The sequence below is a fragment of the Musicola keenii genome (assembly GCF_014855505.1).
Classification (GTDB): Bacteria; Pseudomonadota; Gammaproteobacteria; order Enterobacterales; family Enterobacteriaceae; genus Musicola; species Musicola paradisiaca.
The window spans coordinates 73637-100348 of sequence record NZ_JAAWVW010000014.1; the positions used below are offsets into that span (position 1 = coordinate 73637).

At 57.6% G+C, this 26712-nt stretch carries 26 protein-coding genes; 6 read left to right on the forward strand and 20 right to left on the reverse strand.

All coding sequences use genetic code 11. The features are described from left to right. Nucleotides 1-127: 127 nt before the first annotated feature. Nucleotides 128-349 (reverse strand): MbtH family protein, encoded by a 222-nt coding sequence (locus tag HEP82_RS14615; protein ID WP_192458746.1) that lies wholly within the window; start codon nt 347-349, stop codon nt 128-130. A gap of 4 nt (nt 350-353) precedes the next feature. Beyond that, on the reverse strand, nt 354-1658 hold the full coding sequence (fes, locus tag HEP82_RS14620; protein ID WP_192458747.1) for an enterochelin esterase: 1305 nt from the start codon (nt 1656-1658) through the stop codon (nt 354-356). A 316-nt stretch (nt 1659-1974) separates the two neighbouring features. Between fes and HEP82_RS14625 the strand changes: the two genes are divergently transcribed. The 6 genes from HEP82_RS14625 to HEP82_RS14650 all read left to right on the forward strand — a co-directional run bounded on the left by HEP82_RS14625 (nt 1975) and on the right by HEP82_RS14650 (nt 9092). Continuing rightward, the gene (locus HEP82_RS14625; RefSeq protein ID WP_192458748.1) at nt 1975-4128 is read left to right on the forward strand and encodes a TonB-dependent siderophore receptor; all 2154 of its coding nucleotides are present in this window, start codon (nt 1975-1977) and stop codon (nt 4126-4128) included. 92 nt (nt 4129-4220) lie between these two features. Beyond that, a complete protein-coding gene (locus HEP82_RS14630; protein WP_192458749.1) occupies nt 4221-5408 on the forward strand; it encodes an isochorismate synthase in 1188 nt (395 codons plus the stop codon). Continuing rightward, the gene (locus tag HEP82_RS14635; protein ID WP_192458750.1) at nt 5405-7033 is read left to right on the forward strand and encodes a (2,3-dihydroxybenzoyl)adenylate synthase; all 1629 of its coding nucleotides are present in this window, start codon (nt 5405-5407) and stop codon (nt 7031-7033) included. Before HEP82_RS14630 ends, HEP82_RS14635 begins: the two co-directional genes overlap by 4 nt. A 3-nt stretch (nt 7034-7036) precedes the next feature. Continuing rightward, nucleotides 7037-7912 carry an isochorismatase gene (locus HEP82_RS14640; RefSeq protein ID WP_192458751.1) on the forward strand — a complete coding sequence of 292 codons (876 nt, stop codon included), beginning with the start codon at nt 7037-7039 and terminating at the stop codon, nt 7910-7912. Beyond that, complete coding sequence (gene dhbA, locus HEP82_RS14645; RefSeq protein WP_192458752.1) at nt 7909-8667, forward strand: 2,3-dihydro-2,3-dihydroxybenzoate dehydrogenase; 759 nt, start codon at nt 7909-7911, stop codon at nt 8665-8667. Before HEP82_RS14640 ends, dhbA begins: the two co-directional genes overlap by 4 nt. A gap of 8 nt (nt 8668-8675) precedes the next feature. Next, the gene (locus HEP82_RS14650) at nt 8676-9092 is read left to right on the forward strand and encodes a hotdog fold thioesterase (RefSeq protein ID WP_192458783.1); all 417 of its coding nucleotides are present in this window, start codon (nt 8676-8678) and stop codon (nt 9090-9092) included. Nucleotides 9093-9427: 335 nt separating this feature from the next. On the opposite strand, the gene HEP82_RS14655 is transcribed toward HEP82_RS14650, so the two are convergent. The 18 genes from HEP82_RS14655 to gspC form a co-directional block, all read right to left on the reverse strand. Continuing rightward, the gene (locus HEP82_RS14655) at nt 9428-10000 is read right to left on the reverse strand and encodes an RBBP9/YdeN family alpha/beta hydrolase (protein ID WP_192458753.1); all 573 of its coding nucleotides are present in this window, start codon (nt 9998-10000) and stop codon (nt 9428-9430) included. A 223-nt stretch (nt 10001-10223) separates the two neighbouring features. Continuing rightward, nucleotides 10224-10967, reverse strand: a complete 744-nt coding sequence (locus HEP82_RS14660) for a molybdate ABC transporter substrate-binding protein (protein ID WP_192458754.1) — start codon at nt 10965-10967, stop codon at nt 10224-10226. After that, the gene (locus tag HEP82_RS14665; protein ID WP_192458755.1) at nt 10964-11731 is read right to left on the reverse strand and encodes an ABC transporter ATP-binding protein; all 768 of its coding nucleotides are present in this window, start codon (nt 11729-11731) and stop codon (nt 10964-10966) included. Before HEP82_RS14665 ends, HEP82_RS14660 begins: the two co-directional genes overlap by 4 nt. Further along, nucleotides 11728-12744, reverse strand: a complete 1017-nt coding sequence (locus HEP82_RS14670; protein ID WP_192458756.1) for a FecCD family ABC transporter permease — start codon at nt 12742-12744, stop codon at nt 11728-11730. Before HEP82_RS14670 ends, HEP82_RS14665 begins: the two co-directional genes overlap by 4 nt. After that, on the reverse strand, nt 12741-13805 hold the full coding sequence (locus tag HEP82_RS14675) for an ABC transporter substrate-binding protein (RefSeq protein WP_192458757.1): 1065 nt from the start codon (nt 13803-13805) through the stop codon (nt 12741-12743). Before HEP82_RS14675 ends, HEP82_RS14670 begins: the two co-directional genes overlap by 4 nt. Nucleotides 13806-14177: 372 nt before the next feature. Beyond that, nucleotides 14178-14516, reverse strand: a complete 339-nt coding sequence (locus HEP82_RS20290; RefSeq protein ID WP_237048291.1) for a hypothetical protein — start codon at nt 14514-14516, stop codon at nt 14178-14180. Between the two features lie 174 nt (nt 14517-14690). Beyond that, complete coding sequence (locus HEP82_RS14685; protein WP_192458758.1) at nt 14691-15542, reverse strand: prepilin peptidase; 852 nt, start codon at nt 15540-15542, stop codon at nt 14691-14693. A gap of 76 nt (nt 15543-15618) precedes the next feature. Then, nucleotides 15619-16107, reverse strand: coding sequence for a type II secretion system protein GspM (gspM, locus tag HEP82_RS14690; RefSeq protein WP_192458759.1), 489 nt, complete (start codon nt 16105-16107; stop codon nt 15619-15621). Continuing rightward, nucleotides 16104-17306, reverse strand: coding sequence for a type II secretion system protein GspL (gspL, locus tag HEP82_RS14695; protein WP_192458760.1), 1203 nt, complete (start codon nt 17304-17306; stop codon nt 16104-16106). The genes gspM and gspL overlap by 4 nt, the downstream gene beginning before the upstream one ends. Beyond that, complete coding sequence (gene gspK, locus HEP82_RS14700; RefSeq protein ID WP_192458761.1) at nt 17303-18337, reverse strand: type II secretion system minor pseudopilin GspK; 1035 nt, start codon at nt 18335-18337, stop codon at nt 17303-17305. Before gspK ends, gspL begins: the two co-directional genes overlap by 4 nt. Beyond that, nucleotides 18334-19008 carry a type II secretion system minor pseudopilin GspJ gene (gspJ, locus tag HEP82_RS14705; RefSeq protein ID WP_237048300.1) on the reverse strand — a complete coding sequence of 225 codons (675 nt, stop codon included), beginning with the start codon at nt 19006-19008 and terminating at the stop codon, nt 18334-18336. The genes gspK and gspJ overlap by 4 nt, the downstream gene beginning before the upstream one ends. Nucleotides 19009-19043: 35 nt before the next feature. Then, nucleotides 19044-19430 (reverse strand): type II secretion system minor pseudopilin GspI, encoded by a 387-nt coding sequence (gene gspI, locus HEP82_RS14710; RefSeq protein WP_192458763.1) that lies wholly within the window; start codon nt 19428-19430, stop codon nt 19044-19046. A 6-nt stretch (nt 19431-19436) separates the two neighbouring features. Continuing rightward, a complete protein-coding gene (gene gspH, locus HEP82_RS14715) occupies nt 19437-19976 on the reverse strand; it encodes a type II secretion system minor pseudopilin GspH (protein WP_192458764.1) in 540 nt (179 codons plus the stop codon). Further along, nucleotides 19976-20428 carry a type II secretion system major pseudopilin GspG gene (gene gspG / locus HEP82_RS14720; RefSeq protein ID WP_012765090.1) on the reverse strand — a complete coding sequence of 151 codons (453 nt, stop codon included), beginning with the start codon at nt 20426-20428 and terminating at the stop codon, nt 19976-19978. The genes gspH and gspG overlap by 1 nt, the downstream gene beginning before the upstream one ends. Nucleotides 20429-20462: 34 nt before the next feature. Beyond that, complete coding sequence (gspF, locus tag HEP82_RS14725; protein WP_192458765.1) at nt 20463-21689, reverse strand: type II secretion system inner membrane protein GspF; 1227 nt, start codon at nt 21687-21689, stop codon at nt 20463-20465. Nucleotide 21690: 1 nt separating this feature from the next. Further along, entirely contained in the window at nt 21691-23187 is a 1497-nt protein-coding gene (gene gspE, locus HEP82_RS14730; RefSeq protein WP_192458766.1) for a type II secretion system ATPase GspE, read from the reverse strand. Continuing rightward, on the reverse strand, nt 23184-25328 hold the full coding sequence (gene gspD / locus HEP82_RS14735; RefSeq protein WP_192458767.1) for a type II secretion system secretin GspD: 2145 nt from the start codon (nt 25326-25328) through the stop codon (nt 23184-23186). The genes gspE and gspD overlap by 4 nt, the downstream gene beginning before the upstream one ends. A 1-nt stretch (nt 25329) precedes the next feature. Continuing rightward, nucleotides 25330-26154 carry a type II secretion system protein GspC gene (gspC, locus tag HEP82_RS14740; RefSeq protein WP_192458768.1) on the reverse strand — a complete coding sequence of 275 codons (825 nt, stop codon included), beginning with the start codon at nt 26152-26154 and terminating at the stop codon, nt 25330-25332. Nucleotides 26155-26712 lie beyond the last annotated feature (558 nt).

Below are 26712 nucleotides of genomic sequence, written 5' to 3' on the forward strand. Positions count from 1 at the left end.
CAGTGATGACCCGGCTGAAAAAATCATCCCGTTCGATCGCCCCTGCGCGAACGGAGACACACGCACAGGCACCCTTCCGCCGTTGTCCCCTCGGTATTTTTCCACCGGTTCGGTCAGACGAACGGCATTACGCCTGAGACGTCGTTTTCACTCCGGCAGGCCGCATATCCAGCCACTGCGCCTGCGTATAACCGATACACGCCTCGCGGCTCTGCGGCCCGAATACCACCTCCCAGCCGGCGGGAATAGCGGCGAACTCAGGCCACAGGCTGAACTGTTGCTGCGTATTGATCAGCACCAGAAACGTTAAACGCTCATCATCAAACGGATTCACAGATTCCTGGGACATGGCGTCACTCCTTGTTGTTTGTCGTTATCGGCTGCGTCGTCAGCAGCCAGCGTAAACCGTCAATCAATCCACCGCGCCAGCACAGCATATCGTGACCGCCGTTGTAGACGCGGTAATGCACATGATGGCCCGCCGCGTTCAGCGCAGCGTTCATCTGCTGATTGACGAAATGGATATCGCTTTCCCGGCGGCCCGCCTCCTGGAACACCACCAGCGGCCTCGCGGTACGTCCGCGTTGTCGTACCTCGGCAATCAGCATGCCGACATCCTGCTCATGGCGGCCGCCCATGCAGGTCAGCACTTTTTGATGCGGCCACCAAAAGGAGCCGGACTGCGTCAACACCCGGCCAAAACGCTCAGGCCAATGCAGGCCGGCATACAACGACGCCAGCCCGCCGTAACTCTGTCCGGATACCAGCGTGCGATCGGGATCGTCGCTGAAGGCCGCATACTGCGCCGCCATCGGTAATAACTCATCCTGTACCGCCCGCCAGAACACCGGATTGCAGGGCAATTCCTGGCTGCGGCGCGGCATATCGATGGCGTCGATAAACAGATAAACGGCGGCAGGCAGCCGACCGGCGTCGGTTTCCTCATCCAGCGGCGCAAACAGCGGCGTTTCCTCCGCCCACTTTTGCCCGTCCAACACGATCGCCAGCGGACGCGCAGCGGGCTCGTCGGCATGGCCGGTAACGTATAGCCAGATACGGCGGCAATTCCCCAACTGCGGGCTGTGCCACTCGAACGTGAACCGGCGGGAAGGATCCGCCGGTACGGCCGTACCGCCGTCGGTCGACGACCAGGCGGCCTGCGGCAATGCATCCGGCAGGTGGACAGCAGAAAGTTGCTTCCCTGTCCAGGTATCCCAGGGGGTAGACGGATTGAGCGGATCGGCTGTCATCAAGGGAAACAGCGAACACCACCATTCGCGCTGCTGTTCATGATCAGTGAACGCCGGCGGCAAATGCTCGCTGCCAACGGGGATCAGGCAGTAACTGCCCCGCCAGTCACGCTCGATCTCCACCGACCAGTGCCAGACATCCGTACCGGGAAGGCGTTGCAGGCTCTGCGGCGTAAAGTGGTGATGATCGGTCACGCCGTTAACGTCGATATACACCTGCCGAATGGTGGAATGCCGCTCCGTTCCGGCGGGATCGCGCCAGAGAAACGTCATTCGTACCTGCTGTTCTCCTTGCGGCTCCAGCAGTGGCGTTCCCACGCTGGCGATCTGTCGCCACCATTCATGCATTCCCGCCTGGGGTGACGATAGCAAGGCGGCAGCAAATCCCGGCGCCTGTATTTCCGGCATCAAACCCTCCCGGGCCGCAGCCCTTTACGTTTTTCTTACAATTAATCAAATTTATTAATGTTTGGAATGACAAGGATACAGCCATAAACATTGATAGAAATCATATTGAGAATTATTTACATTTGCAATAAGATGGGTGTCTCGATTTTTATCGGGATATCAGCAATACACTCTGGGTTATAGCAACGTTCGAAAATATTTAAAGCTATTGATTAATTTTGATTTATTGATAGCCATGGTCAAAGACGACCTTTCGATATGGCTCGCCCATGTACATATACTGAACCAACAGGGCTGTTTTCTGAGGGGAAAGCCGATGTATCACACCAAAAAGAAACCATTAGCTATTTTCATGTCTTTACTGGTCGCGCCGCTGGCTCAGGCGGCAACGACAACCCAAAATGACACCATTGTCGTTTCCGCCAGTACCAATGAAAGTGTCACCGCGCCGCTGAAAGGCGTCGTCGCCAAGGAAAGTGCTGCGGGCACCAAAACCAGCACGCCGTTGGTGAAAACCCCCCAATCTGTCAGCGTCGTGACCCGCGATCAGATGGACGACCAGGCGGTTGCCAACGTCTCGGACGCGCTGAACTATTCCAGCGGCGTGGTGACAAACTACCGCGGTTCCTCAAACCGCAGCGATGAAGTAATTGCCCGCGGCTTCCGCTATGCGCCTAAATTCCTGGATGGATTGAGCTATGGCTTAAACGGCCAGGCCGGCGTGATGGGGAAAATCGACCCGTGGCTGTTGGAGCGCGTAGAACTGGTACATGGCCCGGCTTCCGTACTGTACGGGCAGGTTAACCCCGGCGGTCTGATCAGCATGACCAGCAAACGCCCGACGGCGGAAGAGATTCACAAGATTAAATTCAGCGCTGGCAACCAAAGCCTGGGCGAAGCCGCGTTTGACTTCGGCGGCGCGCTTAACGACGACAAATCGCTGCTGTACCGCTTGAACGGCATCGCCAGCACCCGCAAAGAATTCGTTAATGACTATAAACAACAGCGTGTAGCTATCGCACCGGCGATCACCTGGCTCCCCAACCCGGATACCAGCTTTACCCTGCTGACCAGCTACCAGAACGACCCCAAAGCAGGGCAGCGTAACTTCCTGCCGGCTTACGGCACCGTATTCGGCACCAGCGCCGGTTATCTGCCTTATGATTTTAACGTCAGCGATCCCAACTATAACCAGTCTAAGCGCGAGCAAACCGCTATCGGTTATATCTTCGATCACTCGTTCAACGATGTGTTCTCGTTCCAGCAGAACTTCCGTTATTCCCAGTTGAATGAGAAATATAAATATCTGGTGTATTCCACTGGCGGTACCGCGACCAATACCACCCTGTCTCGTCGTGCACAGCGCGAAGAAACCGAAGCGAACGAACTGGGCCTGGACAACCAGCTGAAAGCGAAATTCAGCACCGGCGAAATATCCCATACTTTGATTGGCGGGCTGGATTACAAATGGACGGATCGCGATTACAAGCTCTGGCGTGCAGCCGGCAGCCAGTACGATCTTGACTGGGCCAACCCAACCTACGGCCTGAACATCAACGAAAGCACACAGTCCCTGACCACCAACCAACGCAAGAAGCTGGATCAGACCGGCGCTTATCTGCAGGATCAACTGGAGTGGAATCAGTGGAACCTACTGTTATCCGGTCGCCATGACTGGAGCCAGGTCAAAACCACCAATCGCAATACCAGCACTACGGACGAAAGAAACGACGCCAAATTCACCGGCCGCACCGCGTTGCTGTACGCTTTCGACAACGGGATTTCACCGTACATCAGTTACAGCACCTCGTTCGAGCCTAACCTCGATAGCGGCGCTCCCGGTACCGCACCGTTCGACCCGACAACCGGCGAACAGTCAGAAGTGGGGATCAAATTCCAGCCCAAGGGCAGTAATACCCTGCTGACGGTATCGTTGTTCGACATCACCCAGAAGAATATCTCTTCTTACAACAGCACCATCGGTTACTACGAACAGATCGGCAAAGTGAAATCCAAAGGGGTGGAAACCGAGGCCCACACCCAATTAACACCGGAAATCAGCCTGATCGCGGCCTACACCTACACCGATGCGGAGACCAAAGAGAGCAACACCGCCAGCCAGGTCAACAAGTCGCCGGCGGCCATTCCCCGTCACACCGCGTCCGCCTGGGGCAACTACAGCTTCCTGACCGGCCCGCTGAAAGGCGTCACGCTGGGCTCCGGCGTGCGTTACATCGGCACCAGCTATGGGGATAACGCCGAATCCTTCAAGGTGCCGGCCTATACCCTGTACGACGCCATGGCGCGTTACGAACTGGGCGAAGCACTGCCGAACCTGAAAGGCACGACGTTACAACTCAACGTCAACAACCTGACCGACAAACACTATGTCGCGTCCTGCTCCGGCACCACAGCCTGTTTCTATGGCTCGGGCCGTACCGTTGTCGCCAGCGTCAGCTACAGCTGGTAAGCGGTTTTCTCGGGCGGACGTGTTGTCCGCCCTACTTATGCCACAACCGACTACACGCGATAGGTTTACTCAACAGACATAAGGAACAGACTGTGTCGACGCTATCAGCCACTACCCACGCTCTGCACTCCCGTTCACTACTGAACGACGATTTTCTCTTCCTGTCGCCGCAAGGCAGTCTGCACACCCGAGGATGCTACGCTTCGCTGAGCGCATCGACAGAAGATGGCGGCGATCTTGAGGGTGCCTTCCAGCAGCAGGTTTCCGACCTGTTTGCCGCAGCCCATCAGGATGGATTACCGCATTCGTTGCTGGTCGGCGCCATTCCATTCGACAAACGCCAGCCGGCCCACCTGTTCATTCCTCAGCACGCCCGCTGGTTCCCACGCGAAGAGCTGCAATCGCTTGACGTCGCAGATACGCCGATCGCCATTCGCCGGTTGCGGGAATCCCCGGAACACGAGGCATTTTGCCGCATGGTCAACGCCGGCGTGGCCGATACCCGTGAAGGTCGACTGAACAAAATCGTCTTGTCCCGTCTGCTGGATATCGATACCGACCAACCGCTGGATTCCATCCAGATGCTGTTGAGACTCAATCGGCAGAACCCCGGGAGCTACAATTTTCATGTTCCGCTGGCGCAGGGCGCGCTGCTGGGCGCCAGCCCGGAACTGTTGCTGTATAAACGCGGCAACGACGTGCTGTCGCAACCGCTGGCGGGCTCAGCCCGGCGCAGCGACGATCCGCAGGAAGATCAGCAACTACGCCAGTCGCTGATGCAGTCGGGTAAAGACCGCCACGAACACCGCATCGTTACCGAAGAGATCACGCGCCTGCTCACTCCGCGTTGCCAGACGCTAACGCTGCCGGACGCACCGACACTGCTCAACACCCCGGTGCTGTGGCATCTGGCAAGCCGCATCAGCGGTATCGTGCGTAATCCGCAGGAAAATGCGCTGTCGATGGCTTGCCTGCTGCACCCGACCCCGGCGCTGTGCGGCGCGCCCACACTGGCGGCCAGAGAACGTATCGCCGAGCTGGAGCCCTTTACCCGTGGGCTGTTCGGCGGCATCGTCGGTTGGTGCGACGCACAAGGTAACGGCGAGTGGGTCGTCACCATCCGCTGCGGCGAAATACACCAGAATCGCGTGCGTTTGTTCGCCGGCGCCGGCATCGTGCCGGACTCACAACCGGTTAGTGAATGGCAAGAAACCGGTGTGAAACTGAGCACCATGTTGCGTGCTTTCGGCCTGCGTCAACCCCAGGAGCGTGCCGCATGACGCTCGAATTTACCCGTTGGCCGGCCGCACTCGCGCGCCGTTACCGCGAGTGCGGCTACTGGAACGATTTGCCGCTGAGCGACATCATTGCCCGTCACGCCGGCAGTGAAGCGACGGCACTGATCTGCGGCGAGCGTCGGTTCAGCTATGCACAAATGCAGCAGTTGAGCGCCCGTCTGGCGGCAGCACTGCGGCGATATGGCGTACTGCCGGGACAAACCGCGCTGGTGCAATTGGGCAATACCGCCGAATTCTATCTAACCTTCTTCGCCCTGCTGCGAGCCGGCGTTGTGCCGGTCAACGCCTTATACAATCACCAACGCAGCGAACTGCGCGCTTACGCCGACCAGATAGCGCCGGCGCTGCTGATCGCCGATCGTCGCCACCCTCTGTTTGCGGATAACGACTTTATCGACGAACTGCGCCAGCGCTGCCCGACACTACAAAACAGTATCCTGCTCGGCCATGAAGATGAGACGCGGGATTTGGCTCGTCTGCTGTACGACGAAGCCCCCCTCGCATGGGAAGACACCCCCACTGCGGCGGACGAAGTGGCGTTCTTCCAGCTATCCGGCGGCAGTACCGGGACACCCAAACTGATCCCCCGAACCCACAACGATTATTACTACAGCATCCGCGGCAGCGTGGAGATTTGCCGTTTCGACCGGCAGACCCGCTATCTGTGCGCGCTGCCCGCCGCCCACAACTACCCGCTCAGTTCACCGGGCGCGCTGGGCGCATTTTATGCGGGCGGTACCGTCGTACTGGCGCATGACCCCAGCGCCAGCTGCTGCTTCCCGCTGATCGCCCGCCACCACATCAACGTTACCGCATTGGTACCGCCGGCCGTCACGCTGTGGCTGGAGGCAGTGGCGTTGGCTGGACAACGCAACGCGCTGGAGAGCCTGCAACTGCTACAGGTGGGCGGTGCGCGGCTGAGCGAATCGCTGGCGCGCCGCATTCCGGCGGAGCTGGGGTGTCAGTTGCAACAGGTATTCGGTATGGCGGAAGGGCTGGTGAACTACACCCGCCTGGATGATGACGAGCAGCATATGTTCACCACGCAGGGCTGCCCCATCAGCCCCGACGACGAAGTATGGGTCGCTGACGCCAACGGCAACCCGCTGCCGCACGGCCAGGCCGGCCGCCTGATGACCCGCGGCCCTTATACCTTCCGCGGCTACTACCGTAGCCCAGAGCACAACCGTCAGGCGTTCGACGCACAGGGGTTCTACGGTTCCGGCGATCTGGTGATCCTGCAAGAAGACGGATATCTGCAGGTGGTCGGCCGCGAGAAGGATCAAATCAACCGCGGCGGCGAAAAGATTGCTGCCGAAGAGGTGGAAAACCTGCTGCTGCGTCACCCGGCGGTGATCAATGCCGCGCTGGTTGCCATTCCCGATACGCTGATGGGTGAAAAAAGCTGCGCGTTCATCGTCACCCGAGAGCCCGTCAAGCCCGTTATGCTGCGCCGCCACCTGCGCGAGCAAGGCATCGCCGACTACAAATTGCCGGATCGTTTCGAAACCCTGCCGTTACTGCCGGAAACCGCCGTCGGCAAAGTGGATAAAAAGCAGTTGCGCCAGCTGGCCGAACAGCGTCTGGCGGCAACCGCAGGAGAGTAAATCATGAGTATTCCATCGCTGAACGACTATTCGCTGCCTACCGACGATCAATTGCCCGCCAACAAGGTCAACTGGCCATTGGACGCCGACCGTGCTGCGTTGCTGATCCACGATATGCAGTGTTACTTCCTCAATTTCTGGGGCCAGGACAGCCAGCTGACCCAACAATTGATCGCAAATATCGTGCGCCTGAAACAGATTTGCCGTCAGCTGGGCATCCCGGTGTTCTACACTGCCCAGCCAGACCAGCAGAGCCCCGCCGACCGGGCGCTGTTGAACGACATGTGGGGCCCAGGGCTTAACCGGCACCCCGACCAGCAAAAAATTACCGACGCGCTGGCGCCGGATCCTGAGGATACCGTGCTGGTGAAGTGGCGCTACAGCGCCTTCCAGCGCTCCGATCTGGAACAACGGCTGAAACAGAGCGGGCGTGACCAGCTGATCATCTGCGGCGTTTATGCCCACATCGGTTGCCTGACGACGGCCACCGATGCCTTCATGCGTGATGTCAAACCGTTCATGGTGGCCGATGCTCTGGCGGATTTTTCCCAGGAAGAGCACATGATGGCGCTGCGTTATACCGCCGGGCGCTGCGGCCGGGTGGTCACTACCGCTCAGGCGTTGTCAGCGCTGGCGCCTGCGACCGGCTACACACTGACGCAACTGCGCGCCGAGCTGTTGCCGCTGCTGGACGACGACAGCGATGACATCTGCGATGACGAAAATCTGCTCGACTATGGGCTGGATTCGGTTCGCATTATGTCGCTGGTCGCCCGCTGGCGTCAGCAGGGACACGACCTCGATTTCGTCGCGCTGGTCAGGCAGCCGACGCTGCGGCACTGGCATCAGTTGCTCAACCCAGTACGGGAGGGCGTATGAACAGCGGTTTGCACTTTCAAGGCCAGCGCGTGTGGGTTACAGGCGCGGGTCGCGGTATCGGTTACGATACCGCCTGCCGGTTTGCGGCGGCGGGTGCCGAGGTGATCGGGTTCGACCGGGCATTCTCCCATACCGACCTGCCGTTTTCCGCTCGCGAGTTGGACATCAGCGACGCATCGGCGGTCGCCGATTGCTGCGGCGCGTTGCTCAGGGAACAGCCGCACCTGGATGTGCTGGTCAACGGCGCCGGGATCCTGCGCATGGGACAGACGGAAAACCTGAGCCAGCAGGACTGGCTGGATTGCCTGTCAGTCAACGCAGGCGGCGCGTTCAACCTGTTTCAGACGGTGATCCCTCAGTTCCAGCGCCAACGCCGCGGTGCCATCGTCTCGATCGGCTCCAATGCGGCGCACGTTCCGCGCGTCGGCATGGCGGCCTACTGTGCGTCCAAAGCGGCGTTGCGCAGCCTGTGCCTGACGGTGGGGCTGGAGCTGGCGCCCTATGGGGTACGCTGCAATCTGGTCTCACCCGGTTCGACCGATACCCCGATGCAACGCGGCCTGTGGCATTCTCCCGCTTCGGAACAGCACACCATCGACGGTTTTCCGGCCCAGTACAAACTCGGTATTCCGTTGGGGAAAATCGCTCAACCACGGGAAATCGCCGATGCCATACTGTTTCTCGCCTCCGATCTGGCGAGCCATATCACGCTGCAGGATATCGTGATCGACGGCGGCGCGACGCTTGGGGCCTGATACGAATGATGATTTGGCAACGCGATGTCTCGCTGGACAGCCTTAATCACATGAGCCAAACCTGCTTGTTATCGCATTTGGGGATCGTCTTTACCCATATCGGAGACGCCTGCCTGGAAGCCACCATGCCGGTAGACGATCGAACCCGGCAACCGTTCGGTCTGCTGCACGGCGGAGCCTCCGTGGTGTTGGCGGAATCGCTAGGGTCAGTCGCTGGCTGGCTGTGCACGCCGCCAGGCGCCAGCGTAGTCGGCAGCGAAATCAACGCTACTCATCTGCGGGCAGTTAGCCAGGGCGAGGTGCGGGGGATCTGCCAGCCGTTGCATCTGGGACAGCGCACACAGGTCTGGCAGATTGAAATCGTCGACCCACGGCAAACGCTTTGTTGCGTCTCGCGGTTGACCACCACCGTCATCCAGCCTTAAATGCCGGCGGCAAGGTATCGGGCAAGATAGCCGCCTGTCCCGTACCCGCCGGCACTACGCTCTGAACATACCCATCCAGGCCTGCGACCTGACAAATGACGCCGTCTAATATGCTTAGCCGACGCCGACATCCTCATGCCGGGTACAACATTCGGCTTACAGAACATTCGGCTTACAGAACATCCGGCTTACAGAGACGAGGGAAATGCCTTGATGCGGGCATGCCCGACAAAAGGGGACGCCGCCAGCGATACAAGAAAGAGGTTGATAGCAGGCGGGCAACCGAGATATTCAGCGCCGAGCCGAACAGACATGGCGGCGGACGCCGCCGAGGGTCACGCGGGTGGGGACAGCTTTTCGGCGAAGGACGCCAACCGCGTCAGGCCGTATTCCCATTTACCAAAGCCTGATTCGGCATTGATGTGCCCGGCTTCACCGACATCCACCAGCTCACTGCCCCAGGCATTCGTCCAGTATTCAGCGCGGGAAAAAGTCATCAGTGGATCGTTATGGCTGGCGAACGCCAGGCTCGGCGCCGTCAACGGTTCCGGCCGAATGCGATCCTCAATCTCGAAACGCATCGGCTCGGCGGGCGCCACCAACATCACGCCGGCGATCCCGGCCATGCCTTGCTGGACAGCATAACAGGACGCCAGCGCGCCGAAGCTATGGCCAATCAGAATCGCCGGTCGATCGCAACTCGCCAGTTCGCGGCGAATCGCCAGCACCCAGCGATCCAGATCCGCCTGATACCACTCTTTCTGGCGGATACGACGCCAGAACGGGAAACGCCGTTCCCAATAGCTCTGCCAATGATCTTCATCGCTGTCACGCAATCCCGGCACCAGCACCATCGTTAAACGCTGATCGATCTCCGCCAGCCGCTGGTCAACTTCTGTTGTCTGCATCAGGCTCTGTATCCCCCTGCTGAATGGACTGTCGGGGCAACACGGTGCGGCACGACATTGTCGTATTCATTGTCGTATTCGCGTTTGCCGACGCCGATTGACCCAACATCATTACAATCTGATAACAATATCAGCCCTGTTTAACAGCCTATCACGGGATAGGATTTTTGTATCGTGTTTGGCCGCACCAAATTTACAGGGTTCAGCGGGGCTCTCCGCGAGGCTACACGGCCAGCGCCGGGCCGAAACCATGCCGCGCCAACACCGCCTGCCCCGCGTCAGAGCAGATAAAACGGGCCAGATGGACGGCAGGCGGATACACCGGCAACAGTGTCGTCAACATATAGCAGGCCGTAATCTGGTAAGGTTCATCCAGCTCGACGATATGCACGCCGCCCATACGCCGCATTTGGGGAATATAGCTGGCATAACCGATATGCATATCGCTCTGCCCATTCAGAATCAGCGCGGCGCCCGCAGGTACGCCGGACGGCGCCGGCGCTGCGCGCGTCGCGCCCACGAGCGCTTGCGCACGCTGACGCAGCGCCTCGCCTTGGCCGGGGTGCAACTGTTCAATACGCGCAAACAGCGCCTGGGCATAATCACCGCCGGGATCGCTGCCCGGCGTCGACGTGGATAACACATAGCGAGGATCGCCAAGCGCCGATAGCCAGTGCTGTCGCACCAGTTCCGGATCGTCGCGCATCGTAATGCACAGCCGATTAGTAGCGAACGCCATCGGCTCCGCCGCTTTGCCGCATGCCGCCAGGCGAAGAGGGTGTTCCCGGTTAGCGGATGCGAACACATCGGCCGATGCGCCATCCATCAATTGTTGGGCCAGTAATCCGGCCGGCCCAAATTCCGGTTCGATATCAATGGCGTAACGGCTGGAAAAAGCATCAAACAAATCGTGGAACGCCAGCCGCAGGCTGCCGGCGGCAAAAACACGTAAAGGACGATCAATCATGGCGTGATATCACTGAAAAGAGGCACCAGCGTGCTATAGCGCTGTCCCGCCCATTCCAACGAACAGGAACGAATAGGCACGCCATAAAGCCGGCTTAAATGGGTTTCGGTTAAGGTGGTGGCATTAGGCCCATACAGGTAGCCGCCGTCATTCATCAACAGCAGCGCGCGTTGGGCAATCATGACCCCGTGCGCCGGATCGTGAGTGGAAAACATGACGCTGATCCTCTGCTCCCGAGCCAGCCGTTGCAACAAAACCAGTACCGCCGACTGATGCGCCAGATCCAGCGCGGCTGTCGGCTCGTCCAGCAATAGCACCTGGCACTCGGTCGCCAGTGCGCGGGCGATCAGCACCAACTGCTGCTGCCCACCCGATAACCGATCGAACGGGCGATCCGCCAATGCATCCATCTCCAACGACGCCAGCGCGGCGTGGGCCTGTGCCACGTCATGCACGGACGGCATGGAGAACAAACCGACCTGCCGCGCCCGCCCCATCAGCACGATATCCAGTACGCTGTAGGGAAACGGCGGCGTAAAACGTTGCGGCACAAAACCGATGAGCCCGTGGCGCTCAACACGACCGGACAACGGCGGCAATGTCCCCAGCAAGGTCTGCATCAGCGTGGTTTTCCCCCGGCCATTGCCCCCCAATACCGCCGTAATCTCGCCACGGCGCAGGCTAAGGCTGACCGGCTCGAACAACGCCCGCCCCGGTGCATGACCGCACGCCAGTTGGTCGGCGCGCAAGAGGATATCGCTCACCCTTTTACCTCCTGCCGATAGCGGCACAACACTATGACCACGGCAGGTGCACCCAGCAACGCAGTCAGAATACCCAACGGCACTTCCGCAGTGGTGATACTGCGCGCCAGATCATCCACCAACACCATAAATCCGCCGCCGAGACACATGGCCGTCGGCAACAGCCGGCGGTGATCCGGCCCCACCCAGAGGCGCGCAATATGCGGCACCACTAGGCCAATCCAGCCGATACTGCCGCTGACCGCCACCTGCGCCGCGACGATCGCCGCGCACAATGTCAGAATCAACCAACGCAGACGCATTCCCCGCATCCCCAGCGTCACGGCATCTTGTTCTCCCATCGACAATACGTTGATACGCCAACGCAGGCGCAGCAGTAAACCGCCTGCCAGTACCAACGGAATTGCCAGCGTGAATACGCTGTGCCAGTGCGCGGTCGCGAAACTCCCCAATAGCCAAAAAACAATGCTGGGCAGTTTTTCTTCCGTATCAGCCAGATACTGCATCAGGCTGACTAACGCGCCAAAAAAACCGCTCAGGATCACTCCAGCCAGAATCAGCACCAGAATGTGCTGCCGCCCCAGCAACGAGGCGATCAGAAACACCAGTAACAATGCCGCCATTCCGGATGCAAATGCGCACAGCAACAGCATGACCGACGGCCACCCCAACAGAATGGCGAGTGTGCCGCCGAATGCCGCGCCGGAGGAGACGCCGATAATATGCGGATCCACCAGCGGATTGCGGAACACGCCCTGCAACGTGGCACCGCACAGCGCCAGGCCGGAACCGACCAACAGTGCCAGCAACACCCGCGGCAGACGAACGTCCCACACCACCTGTTGTTCAATCGCCGGGATCGCTTGTCCTGCGCCGCCAAACGGCGACGCCAGAATCTGTACAATACGCACAACAGGCAATCGGTATTGCCCAACGCCCAGCGAGAATACGGCAATCAGCAGCATCGAGGCCGACAATACCGCCAGCAGCAACCGATAACGTGCCGGCGTCATTTGGCCGGTTTATCCGTCGTCCGTTGGTATGTCGTGCGATAAAAACGCTGGTAGTAGTCGTTGGCGGCCTGCTGCATGTCGATGTCCTTAAAACGCTCGGGGTAGAGCTGTTTGGCCATCCATAACTCCCCGATGGCCAGTGCTTCCGGCATCGGATATCCCCAGGCCTTGGCGTATTCCGGCATCAGATAGACCCGCTGTTGTTTCACGGCGTCGATGGCTTGCCAGGCTGAATCCTGCAGGATTTTGCCCACAACGTCGGGGTAGCGATCCTGAACGAAAATCACCTGCGGATTCCACTGCAGTACGTTCTCAATGGAGACCTGTTTGAACCCCTGAATAGTCGCGGCAGCCACGTTCAGCGCGCCCGCGTGCGCCATCATCAGCCCGGTGTATTTACCGGAACCGTAGGTGGTCAAGTCCGGGTTCGCCATGTACACGCGGACTCGCTGCTCCATCGGAATATCCTGCAGACGAGCAGAAACCAATGCCCGCTGTTTAAATGTGTAGGCGATCAGCGCTTCCGCCTGTGCCTGATGATTGACCACTTCGCCAATCAGCCGAATGCCCGCTTTCAGCCCTTCGTTGTATGCCGTTTCTTCATCATCCATCGTCGGATTGAGCTTGCCGGCTTCGCCAGGTTTATCCTGTCGCAATGAAACGGCAATCACCGGGATCCCGGTGCGTTCAAGCTGTGCCAACATTTCCGGTGGTGCATAGTTGGCAATAAAAATCGCCTGCGGCGACAACGCCAGTACGCTTTCGATATTGACCTGGGTCAGATCGCCCGGCATCGGTAGCGACGCCAGACGCGGCGCCAGCCGTACATAATCGGCGCCCAACTGTTTTTTCCAACTGGAGAGCACCCCTACCACCGTATCCTGCGCGTCCAGTTGCACCAGCAAATTGAGTGTCTGATGTTGCAACACCACCACGCGATTCACCTGATCCGGCAACGTCACCTGTCGCCCCAATTGATCCGTTACCTGCCGCGTCGCCAGTGTTTGCCAAGAAAACACGAACAGTACCGATGCCAATAGCACTGACCCATATCGATTCATTATATTCCCCGGTTATCGTTATATAAGAAAAGAAATAGCGATAGCATAACGGCTGATATTGATCCAGGCATTACTGACACAACCATGATTTCAGGCAAACTCTGCAGGTAAGAAGGTAATGGCAACCAACGGAAACCGCCGCTGCAACGGGCATATCAAACGCGCTATTGGCTCCCCATCGCCGGCGGCATACAGCTGCCATCCGCCGCCATCCCGGCAATACGCAGCCACTCCTGCCGGAAACAGGTTTGATAGTGATTTCTGATGACAAAACAGCCGATAACAGTCAGGAAATAGACTCAAACTGGCACGAAGCCTTAGCCGCTACTGTTTTACGCCGAGCGCCGTCGATTTCGAGGAGCACCTATTGAATTACCCCGTGACCAAGCGTAGATTTAGCGCCGATTCCGTCATTGGCCGCCATGCTCCCGGCAATGACAGTGGGACATTCTGCAACGTTGCAGAATGATCTTGAACAGTGAAACGCACAATCGGAATCATTGCAGGCGTGACAATAGCAGGAGAGAGATCAGTGAAGTACTTATTTATGGGTGTTTCATTCATTCTGTTTTTGTGGGTAGGCACGTTTTTTATGATGGTGGAATAAGCCCTGACGGCTATTCCAGGCGGCGTTGAAGCAGCTATACCATTCCGACAATAATCATCATCGATATACACAAAAAACGAACACACAACAGGCTGACGGTTCATCCGGCAGCCTGTTTTCATTTTGGTCGGTGCCGCCGACGCCACACAGACACGGCCATCATGGCCAATTAGCCGATATTTGAGCCCCTTCCCGGCATGCAAAAGCACTGCGCCGCAGGGTATCTTTCGGCCTATTCTCCACCGGTTCAGGGTTAAAGCCTGCCGGGCAGATCTACATCAGTATCCGAACCCGGCCAGCGCATGGATAAACAGAACAACACCGCCCCCTACCGCCAGCCAGGGGCCAAATGCCAGCGGTTGTTGCAGGTTGGCGCGCCGTATGCCGCGCCAGCACAACGTCAACAGCAACCCGGTCAGAGAGGCAACCAACACCAGATTCGGCAACGACTGCCACCCTAACCAGGCTCCCAGTGCCGCCAGCAATTTGAAATCGCCATACCCCAGCGCCTCGCGGCCGCTTAACAACCGGAACCCCCAATACACTAACCACAGCGACAAATACCCCGCCACTGCACCGATGACCGCCTCGTCCAATGGAACAAACGTATCTACCAGATTGAACAGCAGCCCGCACCAGAGCAACGGTAGCGTGACGACATCCGGCAAAAGCTGGGTGCGCGCATCGATTACCGCCGCAACCGTCAGCACGCACAACAGTAACAGCGCACCGAACAGGGCCAGCCCCGGCGGCCACACCATACCCGCCAGCAAGAACAGCAACCCCGTCGCCGTCTCTACCAGCGGATAACGCCAGTCGATGGCATTGCCACAACAATGAGCCCGTCCCCGCAACAGCAGCCAGCTCAACACCGGGACATTGTCGCGCACCCGCAGCCGGCGGTGGCAGTGCGGGCAGGAGGACGGCGGCCAGCCTAGATCGTACCGGGCCTCCGGCTTGCCCATCGGCAGACCGAGGTGAAAGCGCGCCTCTCGCTGCCAACGGCGCCCCAACATAATGGGCAAACGGTAGATCACTACATTGAGAAAGCTGCCGACAATCAGCCCCAACACCAACAACGCCGCCCGCCATCCGGAGGGAAACGCGAACGCATACTGACTGACATCCATTACCATTTCCCCTGGGAATAATCACGATATCGACCGCCGACGATATCCATCGGCGAAAAAAGCGCCGTTGAACGCATCAGGGACGTCGCTCCAGCGACAACCGAGTCACTTCCACCTGACCGGGCGCATTCGGCACCGCCGCCACATCCAGCCCTTGCGTGATAATGCCGTTCTTCTGCTCCAGCTCCGCCAGCCAGTGCAGCAACGCATTGAAGTTGCTGCGCGCCAGCGTCACCGAAATCTGATTATCCTGCGGCTGCATCCTCAGCACCGTAATGCCGAACTGGGTAGCACTCTGCGGGATCAATACCGTCAAACTGGCGTCGCGCCCCACTATCTGGCGGCGGATACCTCCGGGCGGCGGCAGTTTAGGCGCCTGCTGTTGCATCCAGCGCACCGTTTGCCGTTCCCGGTCGATGGCGGTCTGCCACTGCCGTGCCAGATCCCGCCAGGGCGCCCAGCACAGGTAATAGAACAGACACAACGCCAGAAACGCGCCGCATAATCCCATCATTCCGCGTTCACGGACGCTCATAAGTTGCCAACGGCGCCGTAACTCATTCATTGCGGGCTCCTTAAGGTCAGTTGACCTTCGACGTGGTCTTTTTCCTGCTTCATCTCACCCGGCGGGATTTGGAAATACGCTTGCGCCTGTTGACGAAACTGTTCCATCTGGGCAAAAGATGTCGCACGCACGCTGAGCCGCATTTCGTCTCGTCCGCGATCATAGGACAGCGACTGCAAGGCGATTCCTTCATTTTGCGCAACCAGTTGCTGCAACCGATTCATCTGCTCCGTCAGTGCAAAGCCGCTGTTGCCGGATTGCGCATCCTGCAAATGTCGCTGCATCTGGGCGCGTGGGTTGATCACCTGCTTCTCATCGGGAAAAAGTTGTCGATAGACACGCACGCTTTCCTGACGCCAATACTGCGCCTGACGGTACAGTTGGACGTGCATCCACACTGACTCGCCCAGCAATAACAGTACATAAGCCGCCAGCGCGATCAGGACGCTGCGCCAGGGCGCCAGCGCCTGCCGCCAGGGTTTGACCGGTGCATAGTCGCCCTGACGTAAATCCATGCTGCCAGGCAGAACGGCGCCGGCGGCCAGCGTCAGCAAATCAGTTTCCGGCATCGGTTGCCAGGTTAACGCGACGGCCGGCACCGGGCTGTAGCAACGTACCGCCGGCATCGGCTGAAAAGTCTCCAGCAGCGCTTGATACCAGCTTTGCTCCGCCGCCATCCCCATCCCGCTATCCAGTCGGAACAGCCACACATCATGATGATTGAGCGCACTCCAGGCGCTCTCTTGGCGAGGCAGCACCATCACATCGGGCACCACGGTTTCAATCGGCACGCCTAGCGCCTCCGTCTGCTTTAGCCAGCGCTCCAGGCTGGTACGCCGCATTACCGCCACCGTCGCCTTATCGCCTTGCCATTCCACAACCGCGAAATGCAACTGCTCGATATCGGCAGCTAACTGTTCTTCCAGCATAAAGGGGATTGCCTGAAGCAATTGGCGCCGGGAATGACGCGGCAACGTCAGTACGTGGAAGGTGATGTCGGTTGCCGGTACTAAAACCCGCACCGACTGAGTGGGATAGTCCGCCAACACAGACTGAAGCTGTTCCACCGTGCCGCTGCCCTGAACCACGCAGTGCTGACGGCCGACAGACCAGAACTGCCACTCCGCTTCATCGGTTTCACTCCCGGAAAAACGGGCAATCAGTCGGTACTTTCCGCCGATGTTTTCGGTTCTGTTCATGGGTTCACCGTCCTATATCCCCCGTACTGCCGTTGTATTACGTTGATCTGTTTGCCCCGATGAAACAGGCTGCGCTGATAGAACTCGCTATCATCAACCCGTACCTGAATGTCGGCGAAAAACCATTCGCTTTTGAGCGCCAATGACTTATTCACCCCGGATTTACCCTCTTCCGGCATCTGCGACATGCTCATGAAATCATTGATTTTATCCCATCCCTGCCGCGGCCTTTGCTGTAGGATTTTTTCCGCGCTATCCGGACTGAGCTGCCCCATAAACATCGCGGAAAGCAGCAACGCACGATCAGGCGTCAGGCTGTTGACATTGATAACCAGCTTATCCACTGGCAGTACGCACACATAGGGCAACAGTCGGCGGTACAGCGACGCATCTATTCCCATTACCGCCCTGAGTTCCGTTATATCGGTCATTGGCTGGTTTCCCGGCAGGAAGGTCGGATAACTGTCGGCCTCCGCCCCCTGCTCCCGCGGCTCGTTATCCTCATCGAGCCAATCACGAACCGAGTCAGTCACCTGATCAGCTCGTGCCGGATCCTCGCCTAACATGATGATCAACTGCCGCAACACCTGTGCAGCGTAAGGCGTCTGCTCCGTTCCGCCGTTGCTGCTCTGAGCCGCATTGTTTTCCGAACTGGTTTCGGTGCTGCTGGTGGTGCCGGAAGCCGGCTTTTTCTTTATCGGATTCAGCGCGTTCAGGTTCAGACACGCCTGCCCATCTTCCACTTGCCCCCGGATTTCCGAGCCATCGTCCATCATCTGATGATCGACTTGCGACCAGGATTGCCCAATGAATGTATGCTCCGGCGATTCTGCGCCGTCGCGCTGCAATACGCCGGCAATCAATGCTTCCGCGCCCAGGGCATACCATTTAGCCTGGGTACGGCTCAGCAAGTGATCCGTCCGCTGCCATGCCCTGCCGCTGCGTTCAGCAATGGATGCGGCCACAGTGACCATCAGCGCCAGCATCAACATCACGATCAGTAACGCCATTCCCCGCTGACGACGGCTCATGAGCTACCCTCATTACTCTCTGGCGATGTGTTCTTGTCCGTGCTGTCGTCGCTCTGCTCGCCGCTCTCCTTCTCCTGTCCGTTACCCTTTTTATCACTCAGTCGGTCACGTTTTTCGTCAAACCGGTGCGTCAGTAAAAACACCCGGGTAATCTCGCCGTAATCTCTCAAGGTGACGACCACCGCGATGCCATCCGGCAGTTCCTTCGCGTCATCCCAACGATCCTGCCACCCCGAGCGGCCGAAAAAGTGCAAGGTAAAACCATCGACCTGGGTCAATAGCGGCCGTATAGCGGCTTCCTGCGACGCTGCCGGTTCCGGCGAATCATAGAACAACCGCTCCAACTGGCCGTCCCGCACGCGATACCCTACCCGCTGCAGTTCGGAGCGGGGCAAAATACCCAGCGGATTCAACCAACCGGAACGGACAAAGCTCACCGCCCAGTCATTACTCCCCAGTTGATAACGTTCAGCGAAAAAACCCAACGCATACCCCTGGCTACGGCGAGGTACAATCTGCGAGAAGTCGCGTTCGATCAACGAAAACGCCCGCTGCAATTCCGCCAGTCGCGCCTCTTTGCGCGCCGACGCTTCGTCATTCTTGATAACGCCATTCAGCACCTGTGACGCCGCTACGCTCAGCGCGGCAAACACCGCCAGCGCCAGCATCATTTCCAGCAGAGTAAAGCCTTGTTCCTGGGTACGTATCACGGTTGGGGTTCCCCCGGCGGATCCTGCCGAATCACATAGCTGCGCAACACGGCATCCGCCGCGCCGTTATCTTTTTCATGCCTCACCTCGACATCGACCGATCGCACCTTGTCGACACCCGCATCCGCTCCCAACATCCGCCAGTACCACATCGTCCCGGCAAACCGGGTTTCGCCCTCAAGCCAGAAGGTTTCCGGCTGACGCTTTTCCAACCGCAGCACCGCCAACTGGTTTTCCGCTATCCAAGCGGCAAAGGTTTTCTCCTCCAGACGGCTCAACATGGACGACTGCTGCGCCGTGGTTCTCAGCACCGTCAGCCCAGCCAGCGCAAAAATCACCAGCGCGACCATCACTTCCAGCAGCGTCATCCCCCGTTGCTTCATGCTCAATCACTGCCTCGCGTCCGGCGACATTGTCAGAAAACCGTTGGTATCCACCTGTAGCCAGGCGGCGCTGTTACCGTTACGCAACGTCAAGCGGAACGGCGTTACTTCACCGCCGGGCAAAATCAGAATATTGGGGTCGCCGTTCCCCGGCGAAAAACCCGCGCCATCACCCGCCGCACCGGCCTGTACCGTCAGCTCCATCTCAAAGCTGGCGGGCAGTTCATTGGGCTGAGACAGTCGATAAGGCAGCCAGGGCTGCCACTGGTAACGCAACTGCTGCCGGTCTTCCGGCGAGTTCTCTACCACCTGACGTTGTAGCAGCGCGTATTGCCAGCGGTGAGGTTGAACATAAATGCCCAAAATTTGGTCATTCATTTGACTCTCCTCCACCGCATACTGCAGTTGCGCCTGAAAACGGGCGATCTGCCAGCCGCTGTCCTGCCGTTTCGGCGTCGGGATCGCCATCATGATCAACGTGGCGGCCACGCCGGCCAGCAACACCACCAGCATGATTTCCAGCAGCGTGAATCCCCGTTGCCGCACTATTTGCTCCCGCTACCGCCGTTTTGGCCGGCATTACCGACATTCCAGTTACCGATATCGTCGTCAGTATCCGGCATACCGTCTGGTCCATAAGAAAAAACATCCACCTTGCCGTGACGACCGGGGCTCACTAGTTGGTAATCCGCACCCCACGGGTCCTGCGGCAAACGGCGAATATAACCATCCTGAGGATAGTTGCGCGGCTCCGGCGGCGTGGTCGGTTTCTTCACCAACGCGCCTAAGCCCTGTTCCGTAGTGGGGTAACGGCTGTTATCCAGCTTGTACATGTCCAGCGCGCTTTCCAGCGCCACAATATCGCTAATGGCCTTTTGCCTGTCGGCTTTTTCCTTGTTTCCCATCAGGTTGGGGACAACCAGGCTCGCCAGCACGCCAAGAATGACGATGACGACCATGATCTCCAACAGGGTAAAACCTCGCTGACGCTGTTCCATCTTTTTTCCTACCTCATCAATGTGTGAATCTTTGCTACATGCTCATCAGGGTATTCAGTTGCAAAATCGGCTGAAGAATGGCCAGTACGATAAACAACACGATGCCCGCCATACTCACCACCAGCAGCGGCTCAAACAACCCGAGCGCTAACGTCATCTGGGCACTGAACTCGCGATCTTGGTTATCCGCAGCGCGGGATAGCATGTCGTCAAGCTCGCCGCTGCGTTCGCCGCTGGCAATCATGTGCCGCATCATCGGGGGAAACAGCGCAGTCTGCTCCAGCGCTTTATTGAGGCTAACCCCTTCCCGCACGGCGTCGGTCGCCTGCCCCAAACGGAAACGGGCATAGTCGTTGGTCAGCACGTCGCCGCTGATGCGCATGGCTTGCAGCAGAGGGACGGCGCTGGAATTAAGAATACTGAGGGTTCGGGCATAACGGGCGGTGTTCAGCCCGCGTGCGATACGGCCGACCACCGGGAGAAATAACAGACGGCGATGAAACACAATCCGGCGCTTTTCTTCCCTTAACAGCACGCGCGCGCCCATGATAGTCAAAACCAACGCCAGCAGCGCCCAAGGGCCAAACGTCCGCACCGCATCGCTAACGCTCATCAGCAGACGGGTCGATAACGGCAAAGCTTGCTTCATATGGATGAACTGCTCGACGACTTTCGGTACCACGGCGGAGAGCAGAATACTGACGACAGCCACCGCCACCAGCGTCAGGACACAGGGATAAATCATGGCCTGTTGAATGCGGCTGCGCATCTGTTGGCGTTGTTCGGTATAGTCCGCCAGACGATTCAGCACAGCATCCAGATGGCCCGACGCTTCGCCGGCCGCTACCATCGCGCAATACAGGCGTTCGAAACTGTTGGGGAAATTTCCCATCGCCTCCGCCAACGAGTGACCTTCCACCACCTTAGCCCGCACCGCCGCCATCAGCGCCCTCAGCCTGGGTTTTTCACTCTGTCTGGCCACTGCATCCAGCGCCTCTTCCAGCGGCAACGCCGCTGCAACCAGCGTCGCCAACTGACGAGTCAACAATGCCAAATCGCTGGCGCTAATTCGGTGAGCCCGACGTAACGAGAATGACCCGTTGCCACGCAGCGCCGCTTCGCCGCGCTGTTCCTCGACTTTGACCGGCGTCAGCCCTTTTTCCCTCAGCAATTGACGGGCAAGGCGCGCGGAATCCGCCTCCTGCATGCCCTGGCACTTTTTCCCTTGTGCATTCAATGCCTGATATTGAAACAGGGCCATGTCATTCCTCTTTAGTTACCCTGACCACCTCTTCCCAGGTGGTGATCCCAGCCAGTACCTTATCCAACCCATCCTGACGAATGGTCGCCCTGTTACCGCCAAGCATTTCGGCGATAGCCAGTTCGCCGTCGCCACGGTGAATCGCGGCGCGCACAGCGTCGTCAATCAGTAACAATTCATGGATACCGGTTCGACCGCGATAGCCGCTATGCCCGCATTTATCGCACCCGCCGGGCCGATAAAGCTGAGTGTCCGCGGGCAACCCCGTTTGCTGTTGTTGTTCATCCGTAATGGTATAAGGCTCTCGACATTCGGGGCACAGCGTGCGCACCAACCGCTGGGCCAATACCCCCAGCAATGAGGTGGACAACAAAAATGGCTCGATACCCATGTCCTGCAACCGGGAAAGCGCCCCCAGCGCACTATTAGTATGCAACGTGGACAACACCAGATGCCCGGTCAATGATGCCTGCACCGCGATTTGTGCGGTCTCGCCGTCGCGGATTTCCCCCACCAGTACGACGTCCGGATCCTGGCGCAGAATAGCGCGCAGCCCACGCGCAAACGTCATATCGACTTTCGGGTTGACCTGGGTTTGACCGATGCCATCCAGTTCATATTCGATGGGATCTTCCACCGTCATGATATTGCGTTCAGCAGAATCTAGACGGCTCAACGCCGCATACAGCGTGGTACTCTTCCCCGAACCGGTCGGCCCAGTAACCAGAATAATGCCGTGCGGACGATGAATCAGCGTGTCGAGCAACTGGCGGTTACGCTCCACCATCCCCAACAACTCCAGGTCAAGCCGAACGCTATTTTTATCCAACAGACGCAACACGACACGTTCGCCGTAGTTGGAAGGCAAGGTAGAAACACGCACGTCAATGGCTCGGCCGCCGATCCGCAACGCCATGCGACCATCCTGGGGAACACGCTTTTCCGCAATGTCCAATTTCGCCATCACTTTGATGCGCGAAACAAGCAGCGATGCCAATTGCCGCTGCGGGCGCAATATCTCGCGGAGGACGCCATCAATCCGAAAGCGGATCAGCAAATGACGTTCAAAGGTTTCGATATGGATATCCGAAGCTTTGTGTTTGATGGCCTCCGTCAGCATGGCGTTGATCAAGCGGATAATTGGCGCATCGTCTTCGGCGTCCAGTAGGTCGTCGCTGTCGGGCAATTCTTCTGCCAGCGTATAGAAATCAATGTCGTTACCGATGTCTTCCATCAGACGGCGGGCCTCTTCTGAATCCCGCTGATAACGCATAACCAGTTGCCGCTCGAACTCTTCCGAGCTGACACGGCTAATCGTCAAGGGCCGACCGGCAACTCTGCGCGCTTCCAGCAACGCGGCGGCAGACGCTTGTGGTGTGCAGATCGCCTCAGCCGTGTCGCTGCCGTCCTCCTGCAACAGCAGAACCTGCTGGGCGCGGGCGAAAGCAAACGGCAATATCGGCCGCAGTTCTGGCATGGTGATGGGCTGTTCGCTCATCGCCCCTCCGAGTAGAACGCACCAATCGCCGACTGCACCTGACGGAAGGTATAGGTATTGCCTCCAGCTGGCAGACGCAACGTATTGCTATCCAAAACCTTGCTGCTGCGCTGCAGATCCTGTTCGCTGTCGAACGCTTTGTATTGGTTGATCGATGTAGCCTGATATTGCTGACGGTCGCGAATGATCGTTGGACGCAGGAACAGCATCAAGTTGCGTTTGGATACAGTGAGGCTCTTCGAACGGAACAGATTGCCCAACACCGGAATGTCACCCAGTAAAGGTACCTTGCTGTCCGTTTCGACCGTAGATTTGTTCAGCAATCCACCGACGACCACGGTTTCACCATTCGTCACCATAACCGCATTATTGACGGTACGGGTATTAAACGTAGCGCCAAGATCGCTGCTGGTACTGCTGGAAGAATCCGCCACGCTGGAAACCTCTTGCTCTATTTGCAGCAATACGGAATCACCTTCATTGATCTGTGGTTTTACTTTCAGTTTGATGCCGACGGTCTTACGCTCCACCGTACTGTAGATGTTGTCCGCCGAGGTCGTCTGGGATCCGGTCAATACTGGAACTTCCTGACCCACATTGAAGGTGGCTTCCATATTGTCTATCGTCACAATGCTCGGGGTCGCCAGTACATCGTTTTTGCTATTGCTGGACAACGCCGTCAGCAACATCGACCAATTACCGTGATAGAAACCAGCGGCAATGCCGTTGAAACTACCAAGCGCACTAGAGAAATTACTGGTCAGCGTACCGTCGTCCCGGTATTGGTCGACCCCAACGATGGCGGTAGAAATCGGCATTCCCGTGTTGGTGTATTGCGTCATCCCCGCGCGTTTGTTAGCCCATTGAATCCCCAGATTAAGACCATCTGCATCCTGGACTTCGGCGATAATCGCCTCAACCAACACCTGAGGACGGCGAATATCCAGTTGGTTAATGACCTGTTCCAGGTCACGCATGATATCGGGTGGTGCAGTGATAATCAGAGAGTTGGTCTGATCATGCGCCCGCATGATCACTTCTTTGCCCTGAATAATAATGGTGCGACCGCCGGAACTGCTGCTGGAACCGAACGTGGAACCAAACCCCATGCCGGAACCGGACGAGGAGTACGACCCATTACCGGAGTTGGAAGAAGATGACGAATTGCTGGAACTGTTGGCGCTACTGGAACTGCTATTGCTGGAGCTGCTGCCCGATCGGGTCGACGAGGAACGATTGTTGGTTGACGATGAATTACGGTTGCCGCTGGTTCCGTTACCCGCCAGCACTTCGATCAGATCCAGCGCTTTGGCATATTTGAGGTAAATCACCTTGGTACCGCCCTGCACCACCTGCTTGCGGTCGAACTGATGGATCATTTCCACTACGCGCTGACGCGCATTATCTTCACCACTGACCACGACCGAGTTGGTACGGCCGTCGGCCACCACGTTTGCCACCATGGTGCTGGGCAATGCATTTTTTTCATCCGTTTTGTTCAGATCGTTGACCAGTTTGGCGACGTCGTCCGCAGAGGCATACGTCAGCGGGATAGTAACGACGTTGCGATCGCCGGTTTTATCCACCGTGCTGACGATTTCCATCAAACGTTTAACTACCGCGGCACGACCGGTCATCAACAGGACATTGGAGGGTTCATAATGCACCACGCTACCGGCACCGGCGTTATCGTTGAGTTGGCGCAGCAACGGCGCGAGATCGCGGGCCGCCACGTTATTCAACGGCACAACCCTTGTTACCAGCTCATCGCCGACCCCCGGTTGTTCATCGTTGGCGACGGGAATGGCGGAGGATTTGGCGTCTTTGGAACGGATGACTTTCAGCACGCCGTTATCCATCGGCACCACGGAAAACCCGTAGACATCCAGCACGCTAAGGAAAAACTGGTAATATTGCTCCTCGTTCATCATATCGTAGCTGCGCACGGTGATGGTTCCGCGCACGGTCGGATCGATAATCACGGTTTTATTCAGATTCTTACTGACGGTATTGATGAACTCCTGAATGTCTGTGCCCTTGAAACTGGCTGAAAACTCAGCCGACCAACTGTATGTCGAACTTATCAGGAGAGCGGTTAATCCCAGCCAACCCCAACGTTTCATTATCCCTTTGCCCAGCACGTTACTCGTCTCCCCCAAGTTCCAGATAGATATCCTGCCGTTGGCCGTCTCGCTCCACGGTCAGGGTAAAATTATGTACGTCAGACATCCGCTCCATGGCTTTCTTGGCCTGCTCCTGATCGCGTAAATCCAACCCATTCATCCCCACGGCAAGATCGTTATCCTGTAATCCCACGCGGTAGAAGGCATCACTCTGCGGCCCCGGATTCAAGCGATACCCTTGCAACCGATCGCCATTCATGATCGGCGAGAAGGAAACGAAATCGCTCATATTGGTGGAAGCCCGTTGCTGCAGTTGCTCTTTGACCTGCGACATGGGGATCGACGCATCGCTGTCGCCGCCGTCCGACACATACAGTTCAAGCGCTTCATAACGCCCTTGATATTGCAGAATGACCCTATCCGGACGAATAGAAACAATGCGGGCGTTATAGCCCGGGGCATCCTCGTTGATTCCCCGGCTAAACTGTTGATTGTCCTTGCTGATAATCGCTATCGAGCGGGATGATTCGTTCGTACTGACCATAACGCCCGTCAGCATGAGTTTGAGAGAGGAAAGCGGCAGATTGGTCATTTGAGCAGCATCCATCGCGCCAGGCTGCGTTTTTTCCGCAGAAATGCCGAACAACGTGAAATCGCTCAGCCGGACGGGCTGTTGCCGCGCCTGCGCCGGCATGACCTGCGAGTTGGGGGCTGGCGCGTTGTCCGGGAATCCCGCGCGCCAGAACAGCATTGCCAGTTGCTGACAAATAAGCAACAGCACTAACCCCAACAAAATCCGTCTGACGACAGGCGGTGATAACGGTGGCAATTGTGAGATTTTCATCTGCAAACATTGTCCCTATGTGTTCGCCGATTAACCCATCCGCATTGAGGGATGCGAACCGGGGTAATACAGAATTCCTTTCCAGGAAGAGTAACATGCCATTCAGCCCCGGAAAGAACAACATGCGTTTTACGTAATCGCGTCGCCAGACGAATCATATTTGATATTTCACCAATCATGATATGGCAACAGAATCTGCGATCAGCATTCTCATCATGAAATTATTCATTCCCTAATCAGCCATGAGTGTTATTTATCCAACAAGGCACCGAAGCTTATCCCACAAGGCACCAGAACAACATTTGAGGATAATAAAACGCCCCTATGACGGCAAACCGGGCTTTCAATGCCTACCCCAGAAAAAATTAGTCTGATCAACGCTTTCGCAAGCATAAAACAAAAAAACCGTGGCAATCCTTTGGACAGATATCATTTTTTCTGGTTATTTCCTTATAAAACATGGCTTGATTTATCAATCATTTCATCATGTTTCACTACAATGTATTCTGCATCCCGCAGCTATCTTTCACCTTCAACAGGTTCCTGGTTATATTTAAT

What these genes read in the sequence shown, in the direction of transcription:
- gspI (WP_192458763.1), bottom strand. Translation starts at nt 19,430, where the DNA reads ATGAAGCAACGGGGGATGACGCTGCTGGAAGTGATGGTCGCGCTGGTG.
- HEP82_RS14625 (WP_192458748.1), top strand. Translation starts at nt 1,975, where the DNA reads ATGTATCACACCAAAAAGAAACCATTAGCTATTTTCATGTCTTTACTG.
- HEP82_RS14640 (WP_192458751.1), top strand. Translation starts at nt 7,037, where the DNA reads ATGAGTATTCCATCGCTGAACGACTATTCGCTGCCTACCGACGATCAA.
- dhbA (WP_192458752.1), top strand. Translation starts at nt 7,909, where the DNA reads ATGAACAGCGGTTTGCACTTTCAAGGCCAGCGCGTGTGGGTTACAGGC.
- gspF (WP_192458765.1), bottom strand. Translation starts at nt 21,689, where the DNA reads ATGGCCCTGTTTCAATATCAGGCATTGAATGCACAAGGGAAAAAGTGC.
- HEP82_RS14650 (WP_192458783.1), top strand. Translation starts at nt 8,676, where the DNA reads ATGATTTGGCAACGCGATGTCTCGCTGGACAGCCTTAATCACATGAGC.
- HEP82_RS14660 (WP_192458754.1), bottom strand. Translation starts at nt 10,967, where the DNA reads ATGATTGATCGTCCTTTACGTGTTTTTGCCGCCGGCAGCCTGCGGCTG.
- HEP82_RS14655 (WP_192458753.1), bottom strand. Translation starts at nt 10,000, where the DNA reads ATGCAGACAACAGAAGTTGACCAGCGGCTGGCGGAGATCGATCAGCGT.
- gspE (WP_192458766.1), bottom strand. Translation starts at nt 23,187, where the DNA reads ATGAGCGAACAGCCCATCACCATGCCAGAACTGCGGCCGATATTGCCG.
- gspL (WP_192458760.1), bottom strand. Translation starts at nt 17,306, where the DNA reads ATGAACAGAACCGAAAACATCGGCGGAAAGTACCGACTGATTGCCCGT.
- HEP82_RS14615 (WP_192458746.1), bottom strand. Translation starts at nt 349, where the DNA reads ATGTCCCAGGAATCTGTGAATCCGTTTGATGATGAGCGTTTAACGTTT.
- HEP82_RS14670 (WP_192458756.1), bottom strand. Translation starts at nt 12,744, where the DNA reads ATGACGCCGGCACGTTATCGGTTGCTGCTGGCGGTATTGTCGGCCTCG.
- gspK (WP_192458761.1), bottom strand. Translation starts at nt 18,337, where the DNA reads ATGAGCCGTCGTCAGCGGGGAATGGCGTTACTGATCGTGATGTTGATG.
- gspJ (WP_237048300.1), bottom strand. Translation starts at nt 19,008, where the DNA reads ATGATGCTGGCGCTGGCGGTGTTTGCCGCGCTGAGCGTAGCGGCGTCA.
- gspC (WP_192458768.1), bottom strand. Translation starts at nt 26,154, where the DNA reads ATGAAAATCTCACAATTGCCACCGTTATCACCGCCTGTCGTCAGACGG.
- HEP82_RS14685 (WP_192458758.1), bottom strand. Translation starts at nt 15,542, where the DNA reads ATGGATGTCAGTCAGTATGCGTTCGCGTTTCCCTCCGGATGGCGGGCG.
- gspM (WP_192458759.1), bottom strand. Translation starts at nt 16,107, where the DNA reads ATGAATGAGTTACGGCGCCGTTGGCAACTTATGAGCGTCCGTGAACGC.
- fes (WP_192458747.1), bottom strand. Translation starts at nt 1,658, where the DNA reads ATGCCGGAAATACAGGCGCCGGGATTTGCTGCCGCCTTGCTATCGTCA.
- gspG (WP_012765090.1), bottom strand. Translation starts at nt 20,428, where the DNA reads ATGGAACAGCGTCAGCGAGGTTTTACCCTGTTGGAGATCATGGTCGTC.
- HEP82_RS14635 (WP_192458750.1), top strand. Translation starts at nt 5,405, where the DNA reads ATGACGCTCGAATTTACCCGTTGGCCGGCCGCACTCGCGCGCCGTTAC.
- HEP82_RS14675 (WP_192458757.1), bottom strand. Translation starts at nt 13,805, where the DNA reads ATGAATCGATATGGGTCAGTGCTATTGGCATCGGTACTGTTCGTGTTT.
- HEP82_RS20290 (WP_237048291.1), bottom strand. Translation starts at nt 14,516, where the DNA reads ATGAACCGTCAGCCTGTTGTGTGTTCGTTTTTTGTGTATATCGATGAT.